Origin of the sequence: Nonomuraea sp. NPDC050691, assembly GCF_040654455.1 — a bacterium.
Lineage (GTDB): Bacteria > Actinomycetota > Actinomycetes > Streptosporangiales > Streptosporangiaceae > Nonomuraea.
Genome location: NZ_JBFAIA010000068.1, coordinates 1 through 17,763, shown reverse-complemented (window position 1 = coordinate 17,763; position 17,763 = coordinate 1). Strand labels below are relative to the sequence as shown.

At 73.6% G+C, this 17,763-nt stretch carries 16 protein-coding genes; 6 read left to right on the top strand and 10 right to left on the bottom strand.

The genetic code is table 11. The features are described from left to right. Positions 1 to 31: 31 nt before the first annotated feature. The 4 genes from AB0H81_RS23710 to AB0H81_RS23695 all read right to left on the bottom strand — a co-directional run bounded on the left by AB0H81_RS23710 (position 32) and on the right by AB0H81_RS23695 (position 3,149). Positions 32 to 472, bottom strand: coding sequence for a PaaI family thioesterase (locus AB0H81_RS23710; protein ID WP_358378326.1), 441 nt, complete (start codon positions 470 to 472; stop codon positions 32 to 34). A 108-nt stretch (positions 473 to 580) separates the two neighbouring features. Then, positions 581 to 1,465, bottom strand: coding sequence for a MaoC family dehydratase N-terminal domain-containing protein (locus AB0H81_RS23705; RefSeq protein ID WP_358378323.1), 885 nt, complete (start codon positions 1,463 to 1,465; stop codon positions 581 to 583). Continuing rightward, positions 1,455 to 2,723, bottom strand: a complete 1,269-nt coding sequence (locus AB0H81_RS23700; protein ID WP_358378320.1) for a CoA transferase — start codon at positions 2,721 to 2,723, stop codon at positions 1,455 to 1,457. Before AB0H81_RS23700 ends, AB0H81_RS23705 begins: the two co-directional genes overlap by 11 nt. Positions 2,724 to 2,780: 57 nt before the next feature. Then, positions 2,781 to 3,149, bottom strand: a complete 369-nt coding sequence (locus AB0H81_RS23695; RefSeq protein WP_358378382.1) for a helix-turn-helix domain-containing protein — start codon at positions 3,147 to 3,149, stop codon at positions 2,781 to 2,783. 112 nt (positions 3,150 to 3,261) lie between these two features. On the opposite strand from AB0H81_RS23695, the gene AB0H81_RS23690 reads away from it, so the two are divergent. Then, the gene (locus AB0H81_RS23690; protein ID WP_358378317.1) at positions 3,262 to 3,723 is read left to right on the top strand and encodes a hypothetical protein; all 462 of its coding nucleotides are present in this window, start codon (positions 3,262 to 3,264) and stop codon (positions 3,721 to 3,723) included. Positions 3,724 to 3,826: 103 nt separating this feature from the next. On the opposite strand, the gene AB0H81_RS23685 is transcribed toward AB0H81_RS23690, so the two are convergent. Then, a complete protein-coding gene (locus AB0H81_RS23685; RefSeq protein WP_358378314.1) occupies positions 3,827 to 4,519 on the bottom strand; it encodes an MBL fold metallo-hydrolase in 693 nt (230 codons plus the stop codon). A 117-nt stretch (positions 4,520 to 4,636) separates the two neighbouring features. Between AB0H81_RS23685 and AB0H81_RS23680 the strand changes: the two genes are divergently transcribed. Beyond that, the gene (locus tag AB0H81_RS23680; RefSeq protein WP_358378311.1) at positions 4,637 to 5,584 is read left to right on the top strand and encodes a LysR family transcriptional regulator; all 948 of its coding nucleotides are present in this window, start codon (positions 4,637 to 4,639) and stop codon (positions 5,582 to 5,584) included. A 17-nt stretch (positions 5,585 to 5,601) separates the two neighbouring features. On the opposite strand, the gene AB0H81_RS23675 is transcribed toward AB0H81_RS23680, so the two are convergent. Next, positions 5,602 to 6,576 (bottom strand): NAD(P)-dependent alcohol dehydrogenase, encoded by a 975-nt coding sequence (locus AB0H81_RS23675; RefSeq protein WP_358378309.1) that lies wholly within the window; start codon positions 6,574 to 6,576, stop codon positions 5,602 to 5,604. A 144-nt stretch (positions 6,577 to 6,720) separates the two neighbouring features. Continuing rightward, positions 6,721 to 7,338: a TetR family transcriptional regulator gene (locus AB0H81_RS23670; RefSeq protein ID WP_358378306.1), complete on the bottom strand. Its 618-nt coding sequence runs from the start codon at positions 7,336 to 7,338 to the stop codon at positions 6,721 to 6,723. A 92-nt stretch (positions 7,339 to 7,430) separates the two neighbouring features. Between AB0H81_RS23670 and AB0H81_RS23665 the strand changes: the two genes are divergently transcribed. Next, positions 7,431 to 8,234 carry an SDR family oxidoreductase gene (locus tag AB0H81_RS23665; protein WP_358378303.1) on the top strand — a complete coding sequence of 268 codons (804 nt, stop codon included), beginning with the start codon at positions 7,431 to 7,433 and terminating at the stop codon, positions 8,232 to 8,234. 21 nt (positions 8,235 to 8,255) lie between these two features. On the opposite strand, the gene AB0H81_RS23660 is transcribed toward AB0H81_RS23665, so the two are convergent. Then, on the bottom strand, positions 8,256 to 8,741 hold the full coding sequence (locus AB0H81_RS23660; RefSeq protein ID WP_358378300.1) for an inorganic diphosphatase: 486 nt from the start codon (positions 8,739 to 8,741) through the stop codon (positions 8,256 to 8,258). Between the two features lie 87 nt (positions 8,742 to 8,828). Between AB0H81_RS23660 and AB0H81_RS23655 the strand changes: the two genes are divergently transcribed. Further along, entirely contained in the window at positions 8,829 to 9,488 is a 660-nt protein-coding gene (locus tag AB0H81_RS23655) for a hypothetical protein (protein ID WP_358378298.1), read from the top strand. Between the two features lie 82 nt (positions 9,489 to 9,570). On the opposite strand, the gene AB0H81_RS23650 is transcribed toward AB0H81_RS23655, so the two are convergent. Together AB0H81_RS23650 and AB0H81_RS23645 are read right to left on the bottom strand one after the other, a co-directional pair. Then, positions 9,571 to 9,723: a hypothetical protein gene (locus tag AB0H81_RS23650; RefSeq protein ID WP_358378295.1), complete on the bottom strand. Its 153-nt coding sequence runs from the start codon at positions 9,721 to 9,723 to the stop codon at positions 9,571 to 9,573. Between the two features lie 221 nt (positions 9,724 to 9,944). Further along, positions 9,945 to 11,492 carry a bis-aminopropyl spermidine synthase family protein gene (locus AB0H81_RS23645; protein ID WP_358378292.1) on the bottom strand — a complete coding sequence of 516 codons (1,548 nt, stop codon included), beginning with the start codon at positions 11,490 to 11,492 and terminating at the stop codon, positions 9,945 to 9,947. A 221-nt stretch (positions 11,493 to 11,713) separates the two neighbouring features. On the opposite strand from AB0H81_RS23645, the gene gltB reads away from it, so the two are divergent. After that, positions 11,714 to 16,222, top strand: a complete 4,509-nt coding sequence (gltB, locus tag AB0H81_RS23640) for a glutamate synthase large subunit (RefSeq protein ID WP_358378289.1) — start codon at positions 11,714 to 11,716, stop codon at positions 16,220 to 16,222. A gap of 14 nt (positions 16,223 to 16,236) precedes the next feature. Continuing rightward, positions 16,237 to 17,715, top strand: coding sequence for a glutamate synthase subunit beta (locus AB0H81_RS23635; RefSeq protein ID WP_358378286.1), 1,479 nt, complete (start codon positions 16,237 to 16,239; stop codon positions 17,713 to 17,715). Positions 17,716 to 17,763: the final 48 nt, after the last annotated feature.

The following is a 17,763-nucleotide window of genomic DNA, read 5'->3' as shown; positions in this document are numbered from 1 at the left end:
GGTCCCGGTCCGTGGAGGGGGCGGGCCGCGGTCAGGGGCGGACCGTCCGGATGATGGCGGTCGCCGTGGCCGTGGCCACCAGCCTGCCGTCGGGGCCGGTCAGCTCGCCCGCGAGGAAGCACACCTCTCTGCCGCGCCGCACGACCCGGCCGCGCCCCACGAACCTCCCGGGGCCGGCCGGGCGGAGGAACTGGACGTGGAGGTCGAGCGTCGGCGCGAACTGGCCGGCCGGCAGCGTGGCGACCAGCGCCGGCCCCATGGTGTCGTCGAGCATCGCGGCCAGGAAGCCGCCCTGGACGACGCCCATGGGGTTGGTGAACCGCTCACCGGCCTCGAACGCCACCTCAAGGGTGCCCTGCTCGGGATCCACCGCGATGAGCTCCCACCCCAGGGTGGCCGCAGCGGGCGCCGGCGGGACGCGTCCCGCGATCATGTCCCAGATCGGCCCGCGCCCGTTGGCGTCCATGTCCATGAGGCGTATCCAACACCGCCCCACCGACATTCTCCGCGGCCCGGGCCGCGGCCCTTCGCGTCGTACGGGACGAAGCCGGCGAGGCCCGCCGCGTTCTCCCGCGCCGGTTCACGCATGGGGGTCCCCTTCGATCGTCAGGAGGGTGCGGGGCTCGGGGGAGTCCGGGGTGAGGACGCCCAGGGTGAGCGGGGAGTCCCCGATCCGCCGCAGCCGCGCGGCCTGGCCGCAGAACAGGGGCCGGCGGTTGCGGTGCCGCATCCGGTGGACCCGGCCGCCGTGCCCCTCCAGCCGGAGCACCTCGGCCAGGGCGAGCGTCATCAGCGGCCCGTGCACCACCAGGCCGGGATAGCCCTCGACGCGCGTGGCGTACGGCCAGTCGTAGTGGATGCGGTGGGGGTTGGACGTCGCCGCGCTGAACCGCATGAGCAGCGCCGGGTCCGTGGCGAGGTCCCAGGCCCACGCGCCCGCCCGGGTGAGGGGCGCGCCGGCGGGGGCCAGGCCGGCCGCCGGTCCGGGCGGGGTCTCCTGCGGCGGTACGGCTTCGCGGCCGCGGTAGACGAGGTCCTGCCGTTCCTCGATCGCGAGCCGGCCGCTCTCGTCGTACAGCCTGGTGGCGACGGCCACGACGACCAGCGGGCCCGAGCGTCCCGGCTTCTCGGCGACCGACTCGACGGACGACTCGCGGCGCACCGTGGAGCCCACCGTGAGCGGGGCGTGGAAGACCACCTCGCCGCCCGCGAACATCCGGCGCGGCAGCTCGACCGGCGGCAGGAACGTCCCGCGCGCCGGGTGGCCGTCCGCGCCCAGCGTGGACGAGCGGGGCCAGCGGGCCAGGGCGAGCCAGTGCCACAGCGGCGGCAGGGCGTCTCCGGGGCCGGCAGGGGGCGTGCCGTCGTCGAACAGGGCCGACAGCGCCGCCACGGGACCCGGATCGACCGTCTCGGTGGTCGTGACCGTGTGCGGCTCCCACCGGTTCACGGGCTCAGGACTCATCGGCGTCCTCTGCGTCGTCGTGTGTCCCGATGACGCCGTCGTCCTTCAGCGTCGCCAGATCGCGGGCGGACAGCCCCAGTTCGGCCCGCAGCACCTCGCCGGTGTGCCGGCCCACCGGCGGCGCCGCGGCCGGGGGCGCCTGCTCGCCGTCCATCAGCACGGGCGAGCCGGGCGCCCAGTGACGGCCGACGCCGGGCTGGAGGAGCTCCGCCATCAGCGGGTTCTCCCGCAGCGCGTCACCGGCGGCGAGGTCGGTGAAGCTCCGGTACGCCGACCACAGCACGCGCGTGGGCCGCAGGGCCGCCTCGGCCTCGGCCAGCGTCCGCGCACCGAACCAGCCCGCGAGCAGCTCGGCCAGCAGCCCGCGGTGCCGGTGGCGCTCGGCCTCCTCGCCGAAGTCCGTCCCGAGCGCGCGGGCCAGCGCCGAGACCGCCTCGGAGAGCCCGGTCGCGGCGACGAGGTCGCGCCAGTGCCGGGCGGTGAGCGCCACGACCATCAGCCGGCCGCCGTCCGAGGTGGCGAAGTCGCGGCCGAACGTCCCGAACACGTGGTTGCCGCAGCGCTCCCGAGGCGTGCCGCTCACCTGAGCCTCGGCGAGGTAGCCGAGGTTCCCGGCGGTCGCCAGGGCGACGTCCTCCAGCGCGACCCGTACCTGCTGCCCCTCGCCCGTCAGCAGCCGGTGCCGTTCGGCGGCCAGCAGCCCGGTCGCCAGGTAGAGCCCGGCGGCGACGTCCCAGGCGGGCACCACGCTGTTGACCGGCCGCGGGTCGCCCTCCGGCCCGGCCAGCAGGGGGAACCCGGTGGCCGCCTGGACGGTGTAGTCCACCGCGGCCCCGCCGTCCCGGCGGCCGGTGAGCAGCACGTGGATCACGTCGGGGCGGCGGGCGCTCAGCCGCTCGTAACCCAGCTCGGGGTATCGCTCGGAGTTGCTGATCACGATCCCGCCGCGGGCCCCTCCGCTGACGATCAGGTCGGCGACGAGCCGGCGTCCCGGCTCGCGCGACAGGTCCACCTCGACGGCGCGCTTGCCCTTGTTCAGCCCCGACCAGTACAGGCTCGTCCCGCTCGCGGAGAGAGGCAGGCGGGTACGGTCGGGCGCTCCGCCGAGCGGCTCGACCCGGATCACGTCCGCGCCGAGCTGGGCCAGCGTCATGCCGCTCAGCGGGGTCGCCACGTACCCGGAGACCTCGATGATCCGCAGGCCGCGCAGCGGCCTCGACCGCCGTCCGGCCGCGGCCTCCGACGCTTCGCCGTCCACTGCCCTGCTCCGCTCCTGACGTGGTCGCTGGCCGGTGCGGCGTGACATGTGCGTTCCTCAGGGACGCCGGGCGGCGTCGTAGTCGCTGCGGTGGGCGTTGATCTCCTGCCGGTGCGCGGTGGCCCACTGGCCGAGGGCGGTGACCGAGTCCAGGAGCGTCGTGCCCAGTTCGGTGAGCGCGTAGTCCACCCGCGGCGGCACGCTCGGGTGGACCGTGCGCGTGACGAGGCCGTCGCGCTCGAGCTGCCGCAACGTGAGGGTGAGCATGCGCTGGGAGATGCCCTTGACGGCGCGGTGGAGCTCGCCGAAGCGCAGCGTGCCGTCCCGGAGCTGCCCGACGACCAGGATGCTCCACTTGTCGCCGATCACCGAGAGGATCTGGAGCACCTGCCGGCAGACGTCCTCCTCCGACTCCTCCTGAGTCACCGTCAAGAGTTACCTCCTTTAGGTGGCCGACAGGAATGTGCCGTCTTGTTCACCGTCCCCATGGTGACAAACATGCTGCTACGCACAAACAGTAAGTACGGAGGTTCTGGGCGTGGCGAAAACACTGTTGATCGTGGGGGCGGGGCCCGGGCTGGGGATGGGGGGCGACAGGCTGGGGCCGGTGGACGTGCTCACCTGCAGTCCGAGCCCCACCGGGCCCATCACCGGAGCCGCGGCCACCACACCGGAGTCCGCCGCCGCGCAGATCGAGCTGCACGTGCTGGGCGCCGTCACGGCCGCCGGCCGGGTGCTGCCCGGCATGCGCGCCCGGGGGGCGGGCACGGTGTCGCTGACCACGGGGGTCTCGTCGGCGGTCCCCGCGCCGTTCCTCGCCAACGTGGGCACTGTGACGATCGCCACCGGCGTCGTGCCCGGCGGCGGGGAGGGCGACCCGGACGCCATCGGCGCCCGCTACCTGCGGATGCACGAGGAGCGCGCCCGGGTCGAGGAGGTCGTGGGAGACCTGGACGCCTTCCGGGCCCTCGTCGCGGAGCGGGCCGGCGCCGACTCCTGAGGCGGGCGCAGGCGGGCTTTCAGGCTGCGGGCGGTTCCGGGTCAGGGCAGGGCGGCGGGCCCCTCTGGGCCGGGGCAGGGCGGCGGGCGTTCCGGGACCGTGGTCAGAGGGCGGCCGCGGCGGCGGCCAGGGCGGTGCCCGCGTCCGGGATCGGCTCGCCGTGCCCGACGCAGGCGACCTTCGCGTCGAGCCGCGCCAGCCGGGCGAACGAGCGCAGCATCTCGGCGCGGTCCAGGTTGAACACCCCGGGCGTCACCTGCCCGCCGACATGCGCCACGGTGTCGCCGGTGAACAGCACCCCCGGCCCGGGCAGGTGGACGGCGACGCTCCCGTCGGTGTGACCGGGTGTGGCGATCACCCGGGCGCCGCCGCCGAACCCGATCACGTCCCCGTCCTCCAGCTCGCGGTCCACGCGGCAGGGCGGCGCGGGCGGCAGCAGGTGGGCGCCCAGGTGGCGGTGCAGGGCGCGCTCCTCGTCGGTGAAGGCCGGCGGCGGGCCCGGCACGTCCCCGCGGATCACCGGGGCCTCCCGCCGATGCGCCATCACGGTCACCTGACCCCAGCCGGCGATCTCGGCCGCCGCGCCGCAGTGATCCTCGTGGAAGTGGGTGAGCACGACCTGCCGCACGTCGTCCGTACGGCGGCCGAGCCGGCGCAGTGCCTCGGCGATGTCCGGCCCTGAGGTGGCGATGCCGGTGTCGACGAGCGTCAGCGCGCCCGCGTCGTCCCACACGTACATCTGCCCGAACTCCAGCACCACCATGTGCAGCTCCGGGCGGATCTCCACGATGTCCACGCCTCTGTCCTTTCACGCATGACCGGGTTCCCAGCGAAGCGGCTCACCGGCAGGGCCGTCCAACAGCGGTCTCGCCCGCATTGACAACCGGTGGTTGTCGGTTCAGGCTCGTCCGTCATGGACGTGGACATCCATGGCCTGCGGGCGTTCGCCGTCGCCGCCGAGGAGCTGCACTTCGGGCGGGCGGCCGTCCGGCTGCACCTCAGCCAGCAGGGGCTGTCGAAACGCATCCGCAGGCTGGAGGACGCGCTCGGGACGCGGCTGTTCGAGCGGACCACGCGCAGCGTGGAGCTGACCGCGGCCGGGCGCCGGTTCCTGCCGCGGGCCGTGGAGGCCGTGGCCGCGTTCGACCGGGCCGTGGACTCCGTGCGGGCCGGCGGCGAGCTGCTGCGCGTGGACGTCTACGACGAGCGGTTCACCCCGTTGCGGATGCTGCGCGAGGCGAGCGCGGCCGAACCGCCGCTGCGGATCGAGCTGAGCATGCGGCAGGGGCTGTCCGCGGCGCTGCCCGCCCTGCGGCGAGGGGAGATCGACGCGGCGTTCGGCCGGGTGCACGACACGCCGCGGCCCTGGCCGGCCGAGCTCGCGTGCCGGCTCGTACGGCTGGAGCCGCTGGACGCGTTCGTGCCCGCGGACCACCTCCTCGCCGGCCGGGCGGTGCTGCGGCCCGCCGACCTGAGGGGGCACGGCATCGCCATGCCGGACCCGGCGGGCGCCGTGGAGTGGCGCGGCTACCTGACGCGGCTGTGCGAGCGGTTCGGCCTGCCGCTCCGCTTCACCGAGCCGGCGATCGGGCAGCGGCACCTGGTCGAGCAGTTCCTCCGGGAGAAGGCCGCGGTGGGGCTGGGGGAGCGGAGCATCGACGCGACCGGCAGCGGGCTGCGCCGCGTCCCGATCGTCGAGCCGGAGATCCTCCTGCCGTGGTGGGTCGTCTGGCGGCGCCGCGATCCACCGGCGCCGCTGCGGACGCTGCTCCGGCGCCTGGGCCGCGGCCCCGCCCTCCCCGCGCCCGCCGACCCGCTGCGGTGGGTGCCCGACGTCGACCACCGGCCCGTGGACGCCTGACCGGCCCCCGCCGGGCGTCACGCGACGTTGATGACCAGCTTGGCCCGGGCGTGCTGGACCTCCATGTGCCGGATCGCCGCGGGCGCCTCGTCCAGCGGGTACGAGCGCTCGATCACCGGGGTGATCTTCCCGGCCTCGGCGAGCTCCCGCAGCGCCGCGAGGTTCTCCCAGCGCGGCGCGGGCCCGACGACCGGGACGAGCCGCTGGCCGACGAACGGCTTCAGCGCCAGCGCCTTGAACAGGAGCCCCATCGCCCCGAGGACACCGCCCGGCTCGCCCCCGCCGGCCAGGAGGAGCGTCCCCGTGGGGGTCACCGCGCGGCGCAGGTCGGTCAGCGTGCGGGTCGCCACCCCGTCGAAGACGACGTCGTAGCGCCGCCCGGTCCGGGTGAAGTCCTCGCGGGTGTAGTCGATCACATGGTCCGCGCCGAGCGACCTGGCCAGGTCGGCGTTGCGGGCGCGGCACACGCCGGTCACCTCCGCTCCCAGCGACGCCGCGACCTGGACGGCGAAGGTCCCCACGCCTCCCGACGCGCCGTTGATGAGCACCCGCTGCCCCGGCTGGACCTGTCCGGCGTCGCGCAGGCCGCCGAGCGCGGTGTTGGCGGCCAGCGGCATCGCCGCCGCCTGCTCGAACGTCAGGTTGGCGGGCTTGAGGTCCACCGCGTCGGAGCGGGCGCACACGTACTCGGCGAACGTCCCGTCGGCCTCCCCGTACACCTCGTCACCGGGACGCAGCCGCGTCACCTCGCGGCCGACGGCCTCCACCCGCCCGGCGAAGTCCCTGCCCCTGATGGGCGTCCTGGGCCGGCGCAGTCCCATGACCACGCGCGGCACGTACGGGTGGCCCCGCATGAAGTGCCAGTCGTAGGCGTTGACCGAGGCGGCGTGGACCCGCACCAGCACCTCGTCGGCGGCGGGCGACGGCTTGTCCACCTCCCTCAGTTCGAGGACACCGGGCGGGCCGTAACGGTCCTGGACGATCGCCTTCATCGGGCCTCCGTGGGCGCGCGAGGGAGGTGCGGCATGGGGGACCGGTTCTGGAGCATCGGTCCCAGCGGCAGCGTAGGCGGGCGGTCGCGGCCCGGGCATCGGGGACGGCCCCCGGGGGGACCCTGGGGGAACCCTGAGGGGGCCTCACCCCTGGCCGCGCGCCTCCGTCTGCCGCTGCGCGGCCAGGGCGCAGGCGGCGTCGACCACGGCCGCGCGGCGGCGGGCGAGGGCGGCCCGCTCGTCGTCCTCGTCCAGCACCAGGCGGCAGAGCTGCGGCACCGCGAAGTTCCACGCCACCAGGCCGAGCAGCGTGAACATCCAGTCCTGCGCGGCGCGGGTGCGCGCCGGCTCGTCCAGGCCGGCGGCGACGCCCGCGCCGACCAGGTCGCGGACATTGCCCCGGTACGCGGCGCGCCGCTCGTCCTCGCCCTGGACCGCTCCGGGACCGTTCTCCAGCGCCTCCCACAGCAGCACCCGGATCAGCTCCGGATGCTCCTGGTACCAGTCGAAGAGCTGCCCGACGGTCTCGCCCAGCGCGTTCGGGTCGATCGAGCTGCTGTGGCACACCTCGTCCGCCTTGGCGCGCACGACCGCGCCGAAGAGCTTCTCCTTGCCGCCGAAGTAGAGGTAGATGGCCTGTTTGTTGGCCTTGGCGGCGGCGGCGATCCGCTCGACCCGCGCCCCGGCCAGGCCGTGGGCGGCGAACTCGTCGGTGGCGGCGTCGAAGATGCGCCGCCGGGTGGCCTCCGCGTCGTAGCTCATGCACTGAATTAAACCATCCGGTTGACTCGCGGGCGGCGGTGTGTGCAGAATGTAAACCAACCGGATGGTTTACTTCTCGTGAGGAGATTACTATGTCCGCTCTTGCTGCCATTCCTGTGCGCTCGCCCCTGCCCGCGGAGCTGGCCGGCTCGACCACCGTCGTCGTCGGCGGCACCTCGGGGATCGGCCTGGCCGCCGCGACCCTGCTGCGCCGCCTCGGCGGCCGGGTGGTGCTGGTCGGCCGCAACCCGGAGAGGCTGGCCGCCGCCGTCGCCCACGTCCGCGAGGAGAAGCCGGCGGAGGGAGAGCCGCTCCTCGGTGAGGCCGTGCTGGGCGTGGCCGCCGACGGGGCCGACGAGGGGGCGCTCGCGGAGGCGTTCGACCTGGCCGGCTCCGTCGACCACGTGCTCGTCACCAGCGGCGGCCTCACCGGGGCCGGCCCCGTCACCGAGGTGTCGGCCGGCGACGTCCGCGCGGCCTTCGAGGAACGGGTGCTGGGCGCCTTCGCCGCCGCTCGCCTGGCCGCCGCGCGGCTCTCCGCGGGCGGCACGATCACGCTGACCTCGGGCACGCACGTCCTTCGCCCCCAGCCCGGCATGGCCGGGCCGCTCGCGGCCGTAGGCGCCGTCGAGACCTTCACCCGCGCGCTCGCCGTCGAGCTGGCTCCCCGCCGGCTGCGGGTGAACGCCGTCCGCTACGGCGTCATCGACACGCCGCTGATGCGCGGCGCCTCGGGGCTGGCCACCGACGCCGCCATGGCCGCCGCCGGGGCCGGCACGCTCCTCGGCAGGTACGGCACGGCGGAGGAGGCCGCGGCCTCCGCGCTCTTCCTCATGGCCAACGCGTACGTCACCGGCCAGGTGATCACCGTGGACGGCGGCCAGAGCCTCGTGTGACGGAAGGCGCGGTGCGGGGCGTCAGCCGTGCTCGCCGGCCCGGCGCACCGCCTCGTCGATGATCTGCTCGGCGCACTCCCGGGGCTCCCATCCCCGGGTGTTGCTGCTCTTGCCGGGCTCCAGATCCTTGTACACGTCGAAGAAGTGGCCGATCTCGTTGAGCACGTACCACTGGACGTCCTCCAGGTCGCGCACGTGCTCGGCGCGCGGGTCACCGGCCGGGACACAGAGGATCTTCGCGTCGGGGCCGTGCTCGTCGGTCATCCAGAACGCCGCGATCGGCCGCGCGCAGATCACGCACCCGGGGAACGTGGGCGTGTCCAGGAGCACCATGGCGTCCAGCGGGTCGCCGTCCTCGGCCAGGGTGCGGGTGACGTAGCCGTAGTCGTAGGGGTAGGCGGTCGAGGTGAACAGCAGCCGGTCCAGCCGGATCCGCTGCTTGGCCTGGTCCATCTCGTACTTGTTGCGTGAGCCCCCGGGCGTCTCCACGACCACGTCGACGCGCATCCCGCACCCCCTTACGGCGCTCCTCCCATGATAAGACGCCCCCTCACGGGCCAGCGGATCGCGCCTGGGGTACCTACCATGAGCGGTATGGACGATCTCCCGGTGTACGACGTGGTGCTCCTCCCGCCACCGGACGTCAACGCCCGCGCCGCCGACCTGAGCCGGAGCTGCGCCGGACCGGTTCCCACGGAGTTCGTCCTACGCGAGGACGGGCCCTATCCGCACATCTCGCTCTTCATGGCCAACCTCACGCCCGGCGGGTGCGCCGACGCCGTCCGGCTGCTGCGCGGCATCGCCGCCCGCACTCCCGCGCTCACCCTGGCGGCCGACCGGTTCGCGGGCAACGAGCACGGCATGTTCGAGCTGTTCTACGTCAAGACGGACGCCGTCACGCGGCTGCAGGAGGACGTCATCGCCGCCCTCGCCCCGCTGCGCACCGGGCTGCGGCGGCTCGACCCGGTCGGCCGGGTGCTCGCCGACCACCGGCTCACCGCCCCGCGGCCCGCCCGCGACAACCTCGACAGCTACGGCTATGACGAGGTGGGCGAGCTGTTCCGCCCGCACGTCACGATCACGCGGTTCCGGGAACGGGCGTGGCGGCCCGAGAACGGGGCGCTGCCGCCGGCCGCGGAGTTCACCGCGACCTACGACACGCTGGCGCTCTGCGTGATGGGCGAGCACGGCACCTGCACGGAGCTGGTGGAGACGTTCGCCCTGGCCGCCGACCCGGCGCCGGTGGCGCCGTAGCGCGCCGGCGGGACTCCTCGACGGAGAACGGGCCCCTTCGCGGAGAAGGGGCCCGGTCGTCACGAGAGGCGCCGAAGGCGGTTCACGAAAGGGGGATGACGTCGGACGGCACGACGCGCAGCCGGCCGCCCGCCCTCTCGGTACGGAACGTGACGTCCGCGCGGCCCTGTCCGGATCTGATCGTCGCGGTGAGGGCGCCGGTGACGGTCACCCTGTCGCCGGTGATCAATGTCACCGTACGGACTGCGGCGGCCGGGCTCGCGGCGGCCGGGGCCGGTGAAGGGGATGCGGCCGAGGCCGGTAAGGAGGGGAGCATCGCGGCGGCGCGGATCAGGGCCCCCGCCCCCTTCGTTCTGTCGCCCACTCTGTGTCGCTCCGGATCATCGACAGTGGATCACTGGTGTCCACCGATGCCGGAGAATTCCTTCACCGCCCGACCGCGCGCCGGGCGGCCGGTCAGCCCGGAAGCGTGCCGGACAGGGCGGCGACCGTGGTGGCCACCTCGCCGGGGAGGGCCGACAGCCGGTGCAGCGGCGCCTCCAGCGGCGTCAGCCCCTCCGCCCACGGGGCCGCCTGCCGGATCAGCGCGCGGGCCTCGTTCTTGGTGAGGGTGGCGCCCTGCTCCCTGGCCAGGGCGATGAGCGCCTCGCGCCAGGTGTTGGCCAGCCGGCCGTGGGCGTTGTCGAGGATCCGCCGCAGCACCGCCCGCGCCGCGTCCTCCGGCTGCGGCCGCCGCGTGGCCTCCACGGTGTCGCCCGTGACCGTCGCCGCGTACACCTCCGACAGGAAGCCGGGCAGCGGGCCGGGCGGCCCGGTGAGGACGGCCCGCACGTGCTCGGCCCGGGTGGCCAGGAGCAGCCGCGGCAGCGCCGCCTCGAGACCGGGCGGCACCGCGACGGCCACCCGGCGGACTGCCGCGGCGTACGGCTTGGCCAGCCAGGTGGTGAGCCTGACCCGTGGCTGCGGCAGCTCCTTGGGCCAGTCGCCCACCAGCAGGTCGGCTCCCTCCGCGGCCTCGGCCGGCACCGGGGAGGCGGGAGCGGCCGACTCGACCGACTGCGGGCCCTGGGTGTAGATGGCGGTCGAGAGCCGCTCGACGCGCGCGGCCACGGCGGGCCGGGTGCGGGAGGTGGGCCGCAGGACGTACAGGTCGGCGGCCGAGCCGATGGCCTCCGCGCCGTCGTAGCGGTTGAAGTCGGGGTAGATCGCCTCGTTGACGAGGTTGAGCGCGGCCAGCGCCCCCTGCACCTTCAGCGCCAGCGCGGGCGTGCGCTCACTCGCGCCGTACGCGAGCAGCACCCGCCCGTCGGGTTTGAGCCCCTCCAGGGCGCGCGCCACGAACAGCCCCACCCCGTCCGGCGTGTACGGCGGGTCGGTGAGGGCCAGGTCGTGGTCCAGGGCGGACGGCGGCAGGCCGAGCCGCAGGTCGGCCCAGCGGGTACGCACCCCGAGTCCCTGCGCGTCGATGTGGCGCAGGATGCGCTCGTCGATGTCGACGACCGTGACGTCCGTCTCGGGGTGGACGAGCTTGACGGCCAGCGAGGTCAGGTCGTGGTCGCCGACGCACAGCAGCCGCGCCCCGGGCAGCCAGAACCGGGCGCCGAGCAGCAGCGCCCGCCGCAGCACGGTCTCGGGCGTGGCCGCGACGTGGTCGAGCGCCTGACGCGAGCGCGGTCCGGAGGCGACGAACCCGGTCAGGCGCTCCAGCGCGTGCTCGTAGTGGGGCAGCAGGTGGGCGACCGGGTCGGCGGGCGGCGGGGCCATGGCCAGCAGGTCCTGGTAGGCGGGGGAGTCGGCGAGCGGCACCCGGAACCGGTCGCCGGAGCGCTCCAGCCGCACCTCGCGCAGCAGCGCCTCGGCGGTGCGCCGCGAGGTGGCCGTCTCGCGCACCAGGTCGGCCAGGGTCCACCACTGGCCGTCGCACAGGAGCGTGAGGGCGTGCCTGAGCCGCCTGCTGTCCACCCCGGCCTCGCTGAGCAGCCGCTCCAGCCCGTCACGGTCCATGACTGCACCCTATCGGCCTCCGTGCACGGGAATTCGGTCATGGTTTACGGTGTTGCGCCAGTGGAAATGCCCAGCTCCAGATAGGGGCAATGTTCGCAATGCGGACAGAGCGGGCACCATATGAGATGGGTGCGGTAACCTCTACGCACAACGCAGCAGGGCCAACGTCGTCCCCGCCTGTTGAGCAGTTCTGAACAGACGATGACGACGGGAGGGATTCAATGCCTGCTGCCCACCTCGGGTTCCCCGAGCCCCAGGGCCTCTACCACCCCGCCAACGAGCATGACGCCTGCGGTGTGGCCATGGTGGCCGACGTCGCCGGCCGCCGTGGTCACGGGATCGTGGTGAAGGCGCTGACGGCCCTGCTCAATCTCGACCACCGGGGGGCCAAGGGTAGCGAGCCGGACACCGGCGACGGAGCCGGCATCCTCACGCAGATCCCGGACGCCTTTCTGCGCGCGAACGTGCCCTTCGAGCTGCCCGAGGCCGGGCGCTACGCCGCCGGCATGGCGTTCCTGCCGGCCGGCGAGGAGGAGCGCGCCGCCGCCGTGCGGCTGATCGAGGAGATCGCGGCCGAGGAGAGCCTGACCGTGCTCGGCTGGCGCGAGGTGCCGGTCGACCGGGCCCTGCCGGGCCCCAGCGCGCGGGCGGTCATGCCGCACTTCGCGCAACTGTTCGTCGCCGGCCCGGCCGGCGAGTCGGGCGTGGAGCTCGACCGGCTGGCCTTCTGCCTGCGCAAGCGCGCCGAGCACGAGGCCCGCGTCTACTTCCCGTCGCTGAGCGCCCGGACGATCGTCTACAAGGGCATGCTCACCCCGGAGCAGGTCGAGCCGTTCTTCCCCGACCTGAGCGACGAGCGGTACGAGACGGCCATCGCGCTGGTCCACTCCCGCTTCTCCACCAACACCTTCCCGAGCTGGCCGCTGGCCCACCCGTACCGCTACATCGCCCACAACGGCGAGATCAACACGGTCAAGGGCAACCGCAACTGGATGCGCGCCCGCGAGGCGATGCTGGCCTCCGCCCACATCCCGGGCGACATCTCGCGGCTCTTCCCGATCTGCGACCCGGACGGCAGCGACACCGCCAGCTTCGACGAGGCCCTGGAGCTCCTGCACATCGGCGGCCGGAGCCTCCCGCACGCGGTGCTCATGATGATCCCCGAGGCGTGGGAGAACCACACCGAGATGGACCCGGCCCGCCGGGCCTTCTACGAGTTCCACTCCTCGATGATGGAGGCCTGGGACGGCCCCGCCTCGATCACCTTCACCGACGGCACGCTCGCCGGCGCCGTCCTCGACCGCAACGGCCTGCGCCCCGGCCGCTTCTGGGTGACCGGCGACGGCCTCGTCGTGCTGGCCTCCGAGGCGGGCGTGCTCGACTTCGCCCCCGAAGACGTGGTCCGCAAGGGCCGCCTGCAGCCCGGCCGGATGTTCCTCATCGACACCGCCCGCGGCAAGATCATCGAGGACGACGAGATCAAGGCAGAGCTCGCCGCCGAGCTGCCGTACGAGGACTGGCTGCACGCCGGCCTGGTCCGCTTCGAGGAGCTGCCCGCGCGCCAGCGGGAGATCCCCAGCCACGAGGCGCTGATCAAGCGCCAGCAGACCTTCGGCTACACCGAGGAGGAGCTGCGCATCATCCTGAGCCCGATGGCGAAGACCGGTGCCGAGCCGATCGGCTCGATGGGCACCGACACGCCCGTCGCCGTGCTCAGCGAGAAGCCGCGGCTGCTGTTCGACTACTTCACGCAGCTGTTCGCGCAGGTCACCAACCCGCCGCTGGACGCCATCCGCGAGGAGCTGGTCACCTCGCTGGCCAGCGTGCTCGGCCCCGAGGGCAACCTGCTCGACCCCGGCCCCACCTCCTGCCGCCAGCTCGTCCTGCCGTACCCGGTGATCGACAACGACGAGCTCGCGAAGATCATCCACATCAACGACGAGGGCGACCTGCCCGGCTTCCACCCGCACGTCGTCTCCGGCCTCTACCAGGTCGCGGGCGGCGGCGAGGCGCTGCTCCACCGCCTGGAGGAGATCCGCGCCGAGGTGTCCGAGGCGATCGCGGACGGCGCGCGGATCATCGTGCTGTCCGACCGCGGCTCCTCCGCCGAGCTCGCCCCGATCCCGTCGCTGCTGCTGACCGGCGCGGTCCACCACCACCTGATCCAGGAGAAGACCCGCACCAAGATCGGTCTGGTCATCGAGACCGGCGAGGCCCGCGAGTGCCACCACATGGCGCTGCTCATCGGCTACGGCGCCGGCGCGGTCAACCCGTACCTCGCGATCGAGACCGTCGAGGACCTCGTCGACACCGGCGTCCTGCCGGCCGACAAGCGCAAGGCCGTCCGCAACCTCATCAAGGCGTACGGCAAGGGCGTCATCAAGGTCATGTCCAAGATGGGCGTCTCGACCGTGGCCTCCTACACCGGCGCGCAGATCTTCGAGGCGCTCGGCCTGAGCCAGCAGGTCATCGACTCCTGCTTCACCGGCACCACCTCCCGGCTCGGCGGCGTCGGCTTCGACGTGCTGGCCCGCGAGGTCGCCGAGCGGCACCGCCACGCCTACCCGCGCGTGCCCAACGCGCACCGCAGCCTCCAGATCGGCGGCGAGTACCAGTGGCGGCGCGAGGGCGAGCCGCACCTGTTCAACCCCGAGACCGTCTTCAAGCTCCAGCACGCCACCAGGACCCGCCGCTACGAGATCTTCAAGGAGTACACCGACCTGGTGGACTCCCAGTCCGAGCGGCTCATGACCCTGCGCGGCCTGTTCAAGCTCAGGACGGACCGGACGCCGATCCCCATCGAGGAGGTCGAGCCGGTCTCCGAGATCGTCAAGCGGTTCTCCACGGGCGCGATGTCGTACGGCTCGATCTCGCGCGAGGCGCACGAGACGCTCGCCATCGCGATGAACCGCCTGGGCGGCAAGTCCAACACCGGCGAGGGCGGCGAGGACCCCGAGCGCCTGTACGACCCCGAGCGCAGGTCGGCCATCAAGCAGGTGGCCTCCGGCCGGTTCGGCGTCACCAGCGAGTACCTCGTCAACGCCGCCGACCTGCAGATCAAGATGGCGCAGGGCGCCAAGCCCGGCGAGGGCGGCCAGCTGCCCGGCCACAAGGTCTACCCGTGGGTGGCCAAGACCCGGCACTCCACGCCCGGCGTCGGCCTCATCTCGCCGCCGCCGCACCACGACATCTACTCGATCGAGGACCTCGCCCAGCTCATCCACGACCTGAAGAACTCCAACCCCGAGGCGCGCGTGCACGTCAAGCTCGTCGCCGAGGTCGGGGTCGGCACGGTCGCGGCGGGCGTGTCCAAGGCGCACGCCGACGTGGTGCTCATCTCCGGGCACGACGGCGGCACCGGCGCCTCCCCGCTGACCTCGCTCAAGCACGCGGGCGCCCCCTGGGAGCTCGGCCTGGCCGAGACCCAGCAGACGCTGCTGCTCAACGGGCTGCGCGACCGCATCGTCGTGCAGGTCGACGGCCAGCTCAAGACCGGCCGCGACGTCGTCATCGCCGCCCTGCTCGGCGCCGAGGAGTACGGCTTCGCCACCGCTCCGCTCGTCGTGTCCGGCTGCGTGATGATGCGGGTCTGCCACCTCGACACCTGCCCCGTGGGCGTCGCCACGCAGAACCCCGAGCTGCGCAAGCGCTTCAGCGGCAAGCCCGAGTTCGTGGTGAACTTCTTCGAGTTCATCGCCGAGGAGATCCGCGAGTACCTCGCCCAGCTCGGCTTCCGCTCGCTGGACGAGGCCATCGGCCACGTCGAGCTGCTCGACGTGTCGGCGGCCGAGAACCACTGGAAGGCGAACGGGCTGGACCTGTCGCCGATCCTGCACCGGCCCGAGCTGCCCGAGGGCACCCCGCTGCGCCGCACGATCGAGCAGGACCACGGCCTGCGGCACGCCCTCGACAACACGCTCATCCAGCTCGCCGAGGGCGCGCTCAAGGACGGCACGCCGGTCACGCTGGAGCTGCCCATCCGCAACGTCAACCGCACGGTCGGCACCATGCTCGGCCACCAGGTGACCAAGCGGTACGGCGGAGCCGGCCTGCCCGACAACACGATCGACATCTCGTTCACCGGCTCGGCCGGCAACTCGTTCGGCGCGTTCCTGCCGCGCGGCGTCACGCTGCGGCTGACCGGCGACGCCAACGACTACCTCGGCAAGGGCCTGTCCGGCGGCCGTCTCACGGTCCGCCCGCACGACGAGGCTCCGCTCGACGGCCACATCATCGCCGGCAACGTCGCCCTGTACGGCGCGACCTCCGGCGAGGTGTTCGTCCGCGGCGTCGTCGGCGAGCGGTTCTGCGTGCGCAACTCCGGCGCCACCGCCGTCGTCGAGGGCGTCGGCGACCACGGCTGCGAGTACATGACCGGCGGCCGGGCCGTCGTCCTCGGACCCACCGGCCGCAACTTCGCGGCCGGCATGTCCGGCGGCGTCGCCTACCTGCTCGACCTGCGGCCCGAGCGGGTCAACCGCGAGATGGTCGCCATCGAGGAGCTCACCGAGGAGGATGCCGAGTTCCTGCGCGAGACGGTCGAGAAGCACTTCGCCGAGACCGGCTCACCGGCGGCCAAGGAGCTGCTCGCCGACTGGCAGTCCGCGCTCGGCCGGTTCGGCAAGATCATGCCGACCGACTACAAGAGGGTCCTGCGGGCGGCCGAGGCCGCCCGCATCGAGGGCCGTGACGTCGACGAGGCCGTCATGTCGGCCGCGGTTCAGGGTTAAGGGAGGCGTAACCGATGGCCGACCCCAAGGGGTTTCTCACGTACGACCGCGAGCTGCCGGCACGCCGTCCCGTGGACGTCCGCATCAGCGACTGGCAGGAGGTCTACCAGGACTTCCCGCAGGAGAAGCTGACCAAGCAGGCGGCCCGCTGCATGGACTGCGGCATCCCGTTCTGCCACAACGGCTGCCCGCTCGGCAACCTCATCCCCGAGTGGAACGACCTCGTCTACCGCACCGACTGGCGCGAGGCGATCGAGCGGCTGCACGCCACCAACAACTTCCCGGAGTTCACCGGCCGGCTCTGCCCCGCCCCGTGCGAGGCGGCGTGCGTGCTCGGCATCAACTCCGACCCGGTGGCGATCAAGCGGGTCGAGGTCGAGATCATCGACCGCGCGTTCGCCGAGGGCTGGGTGACGCCGCAGCCGCCGGCCCGCAAGACCGGCAAGCGCGTCGCCGTGGTCGGCTCCGGCCCCGCCGGGCTGGCCGCCGCCCAACAGCTCACCCGCGCCGGGCATGACGTGGTGGTCTTCGAGCGGGCCGACCGCATCGGCGGCCTGCTGCGCTACGGCATCCCCGAGTTCAAGATGGAGAAGCGGCACATCGACCGCCGGCTCGCCCAGATGCGGGCCGAGGGCACCGAGTTCCGCACCGGCGTCAACGTCGGCGTGGACGTCACGGCCGCCCAGCTGCGCGAGCAGTTCGACGCGGTCGTGCTGTCGGGCGGGGCCACCCAGTGGCGCGACCTGCCCGTCCCCGGCCGCGAGCTGAACGGCGTCCACCAGGCGATGGAGTACCTGCCGCTGTCCAACAAGGTGCAGGAGGGCGACCTCGCCGAGTCGCCCATCACGGCCGCGGGCAAGCACGTCGTGGTCATCGGCGGCGGCGACACCGGCGCCGACTGCATCGGCACCGCCATCCGCCAGGGCGCCCTCTCGGTCACCCAGCTGGAGATCATGCCGAGGCCGCCGGCGTCGCGGCCGGGCAGCCAGCCGTGGCCCACGTTCCCCATCCTGTTCAAGATGGAGAGCGCGCACGAGGAGCTCGCGGACGGCGGCGGCGACCGGGTCTACGCCGTCTCCACCACCGAGTTCGTCGGCGACGAGGCCGGCAACGTCCGCGCGCTGCGCCTGGTCGAGGTCGAGGGGCCGCAGAACGGCTTCAAGCCGATCCCCGGCTCCGAGCGGGAGATCCCGGCCGAGCTGGTCACCCTCTCCATGGGCTTCGTCGGCCCGGAGAAGGGCGCCCTGCTGGAGGACCTCGCCGAGGCCGCGGGCGACGGCTTCTACGACGGCCGGGGCAACGTCACGCGCGACAAGACGTACATGTCGAAGGTGGACGGCGTCTTCGTGGCGGGCGACATCGGCCGCGGCCAGTCGCTGATCGTCTGGGCCATCGCCGAGGGCCGCGCCGCGGCCTCCGGCGTCGACCGGTACCTGACGGGGGAGACCGCGCTGCCGTACCCGATCCTGCCGACGGCGCGCCCGCTCGTCTGACGCGCCGTCCCGAACGAGGAGCGCCCGCCCGGAACGTGTTCCGGGCGG